The organism is Streptomyces graminilatus, assembly GCF_001418565.1.
GTDB lineage: Bacteria > Actinomycetota > Actinomycetes > Streptomycetales > Streptomycetaceae > Streptomyces > Streptomyces graminilatus.
The window spans coordinates 1-7923 of record NZ_LIQQ01000690.1 but is presented as its reverse complement, the minus strand read 5'-3'; the positions used below and the strand labels follow the sequence as shown (position 1 = coordinate 7923).

6 protein-coding genes are annotated in these 7923 nt (G+C 69.1%); 5 read left to right on the top strand and 1 reads right to left on the bottom strand.

Annotated elements, in window-relative coordinates:
• Positions 1-136: 136 nt before the first annotated feature.
• Entirely contained in the window at positions 137-868 is a 732-nt protein-coding gene (locus AOK08_RS39985; protein ID WP_198539542.1) for a FadR/GntR family transcriptional regulator, read from the bottom strand.
• A gap of 409 nt (positions 869-1277) precedes the next feature.
• On the opposite strand from AOK08_RS39985, the gene AOK08_RS39980 reads away from it, so the two are divergent.
• From AOK08_RS39980 to AOK08_RS39960, 5 genes are all read left to right on the top strand, one after another.
• Positions 1278-2915, top strand: a complete 1638-nt coding sequence (locus AOK08_RS39980; RefSeq protein WP_198539544.1) for an ABC transporter substrate-binding protein — start codon at positions 1278-1280, stop codon at positions 2913-2915.
• A gap of 80 nt (positions 2916-2995) precedes the next feature.
• Positions 2996-3955, top strand: a complete 960-nt coding sequence (locus AOK08_RS39975; RefSeq protein ID WP_055535223.1) for an ABC transporter permease — start codon at positions 2996-2998, stop codon at positions 3953-3955.
• Positions 3956-4028: 73 nt separating this feature from the next.
• Positions 4029-6014 carry a dipeptide/oligopeptide/nickel ABC transporter permease/ATP-binding protein gene (locus AOK08_RS39970; RefSeq protein WP_422125817.1) on the top strand — a complete coding sequence of 662 codons (1986 nt, stop codon included), beginning with the start codon at positions 4029-4031 and terminating at the stop codon, positions 6012-6014.
• Positions 6011-7126: an oligopeptide/dipeptide ABC transporter ATP-binding protein gene (locus AOK08_RS39965; protein WP_241827301.1), complete on the top strand. Its 1116-nt coding sequence runs from the start codon at positions 6011-6013 to the stop codon at positions 7124-7126. The genes AOK08_RS39970 and AOK08_RS39965 overlap by 4 nt, the downstream gene beginning before the upstream one ends.
• On the top strand, positions 7126-7923 hold a 798-nt coding region (locus tag AOK08_RS39960; protein WP_055535227.1), incomplete at its 3' end, for a dihydrodipicolinate synthase family protein. The genes AOK08_RS39965 and AOK08_RS39960, both read left to right, overlap by 1 nt.

Below are 7923 nucleotides of genomic sequence, written 5' to 3'. Positions count from 1 at the left end.
GCCGACCGGCCGGTCGGCCGGGCCGAGACGGGGAGGTCGCGGGGACGTGACGGGGGGCGCCGTACAGGGGTCGGCGCCCCCGGTCACGTACCCCCGTGCCCCCCGTACGGCCGTACCCGCACCCGAATTCATCCACTCAGCCCACCCCCCGCGACTCCTGCGCCGCCCGCGCCTCGATTCCGCGGAAGTGGACCGCCAGCGCGCGCTGCGCGCTCTCCACGTCGTGGGCGCGCAACGCCGTCACGATGTCCCGGTGCCTGCGGGCCGTCAGCTCCGGCGCCGGGTCGTCCTGCCAGCCGCGGGCGCCCGACACGCGGCGGAACACCGTCCAGAAGGCGCCGAGCAACTGCGGCACGAGGGCGTTGCCGAGGGGGCCGTACAGCGCCTCGTGGAACTCACGGTCGAGTTCGGGGAATCGCCTGCCCTCGCGGCCCGCCTCCTCCATCCGGGTGACAACCGAATCCAGCCGGTCCAGCTCCGCGTCGGTCAGCACGGCCGCGACCCGCCGGATGAGGCCGTCCTCCAGTACCTCCCTGACCTGGAGTATCTCGGCGAGCGCGGCGCCGTCCCCGTCATGCCGGGCGAGCGTACGGAACGTCAGTCCGTCGACCAGGGGCGTCAACGACGCCTCCCCGACGTACGTCCCGTAGCCGTGCCTGATCTCCACGATGTCGAGGGCCTGGAGCGCCTTGAGGGCCTCACGGACGGAGTTGCGGCTGACCCCGAGGGTCGCCATCAGCTCGACCTCGGTGGGCAGCGGTGCGCCCGCCCGGAGTTTGCGGTCGAGGATCAACTGCATGACCTCGCGCTGGACCTGGCCGCTCACCCGCCGCTCGGGCCGGCGTCGCTTCCCGGACTCCTGAGACATGCGGCGCATCGTACGCTCGCCGGACATCCAACGTCCCACCTCCAGGCATATCAGAATCCGACCGCCACGAATTCGGCACACCCACGCACCCTTGCCCTACTCGCGAATCACTCACCGAGCACTCACCAAGCACTCATCAGGCACTCATCAGGCACTCATCGGGCACTCGGCACGCACTCCCGAATCACCCGCGACTTGCTCTCGACTTGCTGTCGGCTCCGCGCGCGGGTCGAATTTCATATCGTCATTGGTCGCACCTTTGGCAGATACGCCATTCGTGTGCGATCTCTTGACCGGCCCCACCGCCCCTCTTATGGTCGCGCTGCCCCCTATGACGTAGGACGTCGTATCTCCTCACCTTTTCGGACCCCACACCGCTGGAGGAATCGTGCGCGACGTGACCCGCGACGTGACCCGCGACGTAACCGCCGCCGTATCGGCCGACCCGCACCGCCGGTCGTTCCTGAAGTACACCGGCGCGCTGGGTGCCGCCGCCGCGATCTCCTCCTCGCTGTCGGCCTGTTCGTCGGGCCCGGAGTCCACCAACGACACCGGGGGCGGCACCGGGGGCGCGAACAGCACGCTCACGGCCGTGATCGGCTACGGCAACGACGGGAGCTGGGACCCCACACAGACGGCCTCCGCCTTCTCGATGGCCGCCAACAACCACATCTACGAGGGTCTGCTCGACACGGATCCGATCTCCCGCGAGCCGTACGCGGCGCTCGCCACAGCCGTCCCGGGCGATCTCAGCAGCACCTCGTGGAAGTTCACGCTGCGGGCCGGGGCCACCTTCCACGACGGAAAGCCGGTCACCGCCGACGACGTGGTCTTCGTATTCGATCGAATCCTCGATCCGAACACACAGACACTCGCCAAGGGGTTTTTCGCCAGTTGGCTGAAAGAAGTGAAAAAGGTCGACGCGCAGAATGTCGAGCTGGTGCTGAAGTTCCCCTTCCCCGAAGGGGTTTCCCGGCTCACCCTGGCGAAGATCATGCCGAAGCACGTGTTCTCCCAGCCGGGCGGCTGGGACGACGCGATCAAGGGAAAGGCGATCGGCTCGGGACCGTACCGCCAGACCGCGCACCACCCGAAGTCGAACACGACCTTCGAGGCTTTCGCCGCCTACAACGGGCCGCGCAAAGCGGCGTTCAAGAAGATGAACTGGATGACGATAGTGGATGCCGCGCCCCGCGTCGCCAAGATCTCGGGGTCCAGTGCCGGCGCGCAGATCGCCGACAACATCCCGTACGCCAACATCCAGCAGCTCAAGAGCGGGGGGATGGACGTCGAGGGCGGGGCGGGGATGAACAACCTGTTCCTGATGTTCAACACCAAGCACAAGCCGTTCGACGACGTCCGGGTCCGCCAGGCGCTGCACTACGCCATCGACACCGAGAAGATGGTGGAGGTGGCCCTCAGGGGCCACGGCAAGCCGTCCTCGTCCTTCCTGAACGAGGCCAACCCCTGCTACCGCCCGGCGAAGACGGTCTACGGCTACGACCCGGAGAAGGCGAAGGCGCTTCTGAAGGCGGCCGGGGTCAGCGGGCTGGCGGTCGAGATCCTGTCGGTGAACGTCAGTTGGATCGTCGACTGCCTGCCCACCATCAAGGAGTCCTGGGACGCGATCGGCGTCAAGACGACTCTCAACCCGCAGGAAACCACTGCGGTGTTCACGAAGATGGACCAGAAGCAGGACTACCAGGTCGTGTCGGCGGCCTCGAACCCCAACCAGTTCGGCCTCGACGCGGACCTGATCATGCACTACAACTACGGCCCGCAGAACCTCTGGATGGGGTACGCCCGTTGGGCCGACAGCGCGGTGGCCAAGCAGCTCTTCAAGGACATGGACCGGGCGACACAGGAGCCGGACGCCGAGAAGAAGAAGACGATGATCCAGGACTACATCGACATCGTCGCCGAGGAGGCCGTGCTCTATCCGGTCGTCCACAACGAGCTGATGACGGCCTGGAACCCGAAGAAGCTCACCGGCATAAGGGCACAGCCCTACCCGGGCATCAACCTCCTCCAGGCCAAGTGGGTCTAGGGCAAGTGGGCCTGGGGCAAGTAGGTCCAAGGCCTGTTCGGGCTACCGCCAAATACCGCTAGCCGCACGGGAGTTCGCACGTGGTCGCCATCGCCAGGATCCTGGCCCGAAGGATCGTCCTGCTCGTCCCGCTGATGCTCGGCATCGTGCTGTTCGTGTTCCTCGTCATGCGGTTCTCGGACGTCGACCCGGCCTCCGCGTTCTTCCAGGGCGCCAACCCGACCCCGCAGCAACTGCACGACTTCCGCGAACAGAACGGCCTGCTCGATCCGTTCTTCATCCGCTACTTCCACTTCATCGGCGACCTGCTCCACGGCGACATGGGCACCAGCGCGCTCACCCGCGCGCCGGTGCTCGACCAGGTCATGACGGCCCTCCCCCTCACCCTCCAACTCACCTTCCTGGGCCTGGGAATCGCGGTGGTCCTGTCGCTGCTGGGCGGTGTCACGGCGGCCATCTACCGGGACCGTCTCCCCGACCAGGTCATCCGCGTCGTGTCGCTCACGGGTGTGGCGGCGCCCGGCTTCTGGCTGGCGCTGCTGATGATCCAGTACCTGGCCGTCGACCTGGGCTGGTTCCCGACCGGCGGCTACATCAACCCGGCCGACTCCTTCACCGGCTGGCTGAAGACGATGACGCTCCCGGCCTTCGCGCTGTCCCTCCCGGTCGCGGCGCAGCTCACGCGCATCGTCCGTACGGCGGTGGTCGAGGAGCTGGACAAGGACTACGTCCGTACGGCGATCGGCAGCGGTCTGCCCCCGCGCGTGGTGGTGGGCCGCAACGTGCTGCGCAACGCGCTCATCAACCCGCTCACGGTGCTGGGCCTGCGGGTCGGCTATCTGCTCGGCGGCGCGGTCGTCATCGAGACGATCTTCTCGCTCCCCGGGATGGGCAAGCTGATGATCGACGCCGTGAAGAACGGCGATCCGGCGGTCGTCCAGGGAGTGGTCCTGACGACGGCGACCGGCTTCGTGGTCGTGAACCTGGTCATCGACATCCTCTATCTCCTGGTCAACCCCCGTCTGAGGGACGCGACCTGATGTTCACGCGGTTCACGCTGTACACGCTGTTCACGCTCAGCACGCGAACGAAGGGTGCGGCCGGATGTTCATGATGTTCGAACGGGGGCGCCTGGCCGCCCTGCTCTCCCGCCCGGGCATCCGCCTGCGCGGGTGGCGCCGCCTCCCGGTCCTCTCCCGGATCGCGGTGTGCTTCCTGGCGCTGGTGGTGTTCGTGGCCGTCTTCGCCCCGCTCGTCTCCCCCGACGACCCCCTGGACCAGCAGACCCTCGTCGGCGGCACGGGGGCACCCTCCGCCGAGCACTGGATGGGCCAGGACAGCCTGGGCCGCGACATCATGAGCCGGCTGATGTACGGCGCCCGCTGGTCCCTCGCCATCGGCCTGGGCGCGACCGCGCTGGCCCTGACGGTGGGGGCGTTGATCGGCGCGATCGCGGCGACGTCCCGCAAGGCGGTCGACGAGACGCTGATGCGCTGCCTGGACGTGGTGATGGCGTTCCCGGGCATCGCCCTGGCCGCCGTGCTCGTCGCGGTGTTCGGCGGCGGGATCACGGTCCTGATCTGCGCGATCGCGTTCCTGTTCACCCCGCCGGTGGCGCGGGTGGTGCGGGCGAACGTGCTGGACCAGTACGGCGAGGACTATGTGACGGCGGAACGGGTGATCGGCGCCCGAACGCACCACATCGTCCTTCGCCACGTCGCGATCAACTGCGCGGCGCCCGTGCTGGTGTTCTGCACGGTGCAGGTGGCGGAGGCGATCGTGTTCGAGGCGTCGCTGTCGTTCATCGGCGCGGGCGTACGGCCGCCGGACCCGTCCTGGGGAAGCGTCATCGCGGACGGCAAGAACATGGTCCTGACGGGCGGCTGGTGGGCGACGGTCTTCCCCGGCCTGCTGATGCTGATCACGGTGCTGTCGCTGAACGTCCTCTCCGAGGGCGTGTCCGACGCCTGGGCGGCGCCGGCGGCCCGCGACGTGCAGGTACGGGAGGAGGAGGACCGCCTGGAGGCCCCGGAACCCGGCACGGGCGAGGTCCTGGAGCTACCGGGCCTGACGGAGGCGGCACACCGCCTGCGAGCGAGGTCCCGCCCCATTCCGACCGGCCAGCCGGTACTGGCGGTGGAGAACCTCACCATCGGCTTCGCGGCCCGTCACGCGGGCGTGGACATCGTCGACGGCATCAGCTTCGAGGTCCACCCGGGCGAAGTCCTGGGCCTGGTCGGCGAGTCGGGCTGCGGCAAGTCGCTGACGGCGCTGACGGTGATGGGCCTGGAGCCGAAGGGCGCCCGGGTGACCGGCCAAGTCCGTTTCAACCAACGGGACTTGCTGGCCGAATCTACGCGCGTGCGCCGTAAGCTGCTGGGCCACGAGATGGCGATGATCTACCAGGACGCCCTGTCGTCCCTGAACCCGGCGATGACGATCCGCTCCCAGCTCAAGCAGGTCGTACGCCGGGGAGGCCACCGAACCCCGGAAGAACTGCTGGGCCTGGTGGGCCTGGACCCCGACCGCACCCTGCGCAGCTACCCGCACGAGCTGTCGGGCGGCCAGCGCCAACGGGTCCTGATCGCGATGGCCCTGTCGAGGGACCCGAAACTCATCGTCGCGGACGAGCCGACGACAGCGTTGGACGTGACGGTCCAGGCGCAGATCATCGAGTTGCTGCTCCGCCTGCGCGAGGAACTGGACTTCGCCCTGATCCTGGTCTCGCACGACCTGGCCCTGGTGGCGGAAGTGACGGACCGGGTGGTGGTGATGTACGGCGGTCAGATCGTCGAGAGGGGCGTGACGGCGGATCTTGTCGGGGCTCCGACCCACCACTACACGCGGGGCCTGCTGGGCAGCGTGCTGTCGCTGGAGTCGGCGGCGGTCCGCATGACCCAGATCAAGGGCACGGTCCCCTCCCCCGCCGACTTCCCCAAGGGCTGCCGCTTCGCGGACCGCTGCCCGATGGCGACGGAGGTGTGCCGCACGACGCCCCCCGATCTCCTCGGCACCCGGGCCCACTTGGCGGCCTGCCACCACCCGGCGATCGACTTGACGACGACACCGGAGCCAACGGGAAGCGAGACGGCGAAGTGAGCACCAGTACCCCTGTCACGCCCGTGCCGCCCCCTCTGGTGGAACTGTCGGACACGCACGTGGTCCACAAGGCCCGCAGCGGCGGCCTGGTCACCCGCGACCGCGTGTACGCCCTGACAGGCGCCGACTTCACGGTGGCCCCCGGCGAAACGGTGGGCGTGGTGGGCGAGTCGGGCTGCGGGAAGTCGACGCTGGCGAAGGTACTGGTGGGCGTACAGCCGCCGACGTCGGGCCGAGTCTCGTTCCGGGGCGAGGACTTGTGGACGATGAAGCCGGCGAGCCGACGCTCGGCCATCGGAACAGGCACCGGAATGATCTTCCAGGACCCGTCGACAGCGCTGAACCGCCGCCTGACGGTACGCCAGATCCTCCGCGACCCCTTGGACGTACACAGGCGGGGCACGAACAAGGAACGGGAGGAGAGGGTAAGGGAGTTGATGGGCCTGGTGGGCCTGCCCCGCGCCCTGGCGGACGGCCTCCCCGGCCAGTTGTCGGGCGGCCAACGCCAACGGGTGGCGATCGCACGGGCGTTGGCGCTGGACCCCGACCTGGTGGTGGCGGACGAGCCGACCAGCGCGCTGGATGTGTCGGTCCGCGCCCAGATCCTGAACCTTCTCCTGGACCTGAAGGAGCGGCTGGGCCTGGCCCTGGTCTTCGTCTCGCACGACATCCAGACGGTACGCCGGATGAGCGACCGGGTGATCACGATGTACCTGGGCCGGATCGTGGAGGAGTCCCCGGCGAACGGGGTGACGGACGCGGCCCGTCACCCGTACACCAGGGCGCTGTTCTCGGCGACGCCGGGCCTGCTGGACCCGATCGACCCGATTCCCCTCGTCGGCCCGGTCCCCTCGGCGACGCGTCCCCCGTCCGGCTGCCCGTTCCGTACCCGCTGCTGGAAGGCGACGGAGACCTGCGCGGTGGCGATGCCGGAGTTCACGGCCGCGTCAATCCCGGGACACCGTTTCCGTTGCCATCACCCTGTGGAGGAGGGCCGGACGACGCGTGACCTGGTGACCCAGGCGGTCACCGCCGTGCCCGACACACCCTCCGACCCGCAGGAAACCCCCGTAGCGCCGCCGCACACCCCGAAAGACCCCAGGGAGCCCTGATGACCTTCCCCACCCCGCTGACCGGTGTCGTCCCTCCCGTCTGCACGCCGCTGACACCGGACCGCGGGGTGGACGTACGCTCACTCGTCAGGCTGGTCGACCACCTGATGGACGCGGGTGTGGACGGCCTGTTCGTGCTCGGATCGTCGTCGGAGGCGGCGTATCTGACGGATGATCAGCGCAGGCTGGTGGTGGAGACGGTGGTGGGCCATGTCGCGGGCCGGCTGCCGGTCCTGGCGGGCGCGATCGACATGACGACCCCCCGGGTACTGGACCACGTACGGTCGGTCTCGACGGCGGGCGCGGACGCGGTGGTGGTCACGGCCCCCTTCTACACCCGCACGCACCCTTCGGAGATCGCCCGCCACTACCGCCTGGTGGCATCGGGCAGCCCGGTCCCGGTGGTGGCGTACGACCTCCCGGCCTCGGTCCACAGCAAACTGCCCGCGGGCCTGATCCTGGAACTGGCGGCGGACGGCGTCCTGGCGGGCCTGAAGGATTCGAGCGGCGACCTGGCGGCGTTCAGGTCGGTGGTGACGGGAGCGCGGGAACACCCCGGCATCACCGGCTTCAGCGTCCTCACAGGAAGCGAGCTGCTGGTCGACTCGGCCCTGGCGATGGGCGCGGACGGCGCGGTCCCCGGCCTGGCGAACGTCGACCCGCACGGCTACGTCCGCCTGGACCGCCTGTGCCGCGCGGGCGACTGGGAGCGGGCGCGGTCCGAGCAGGAACGGTTGTGCGGCCTGTTCGGCATGGTGGGGGCGGGGGATCCCGTGCGCATGGGGGGCAGCTCGGCG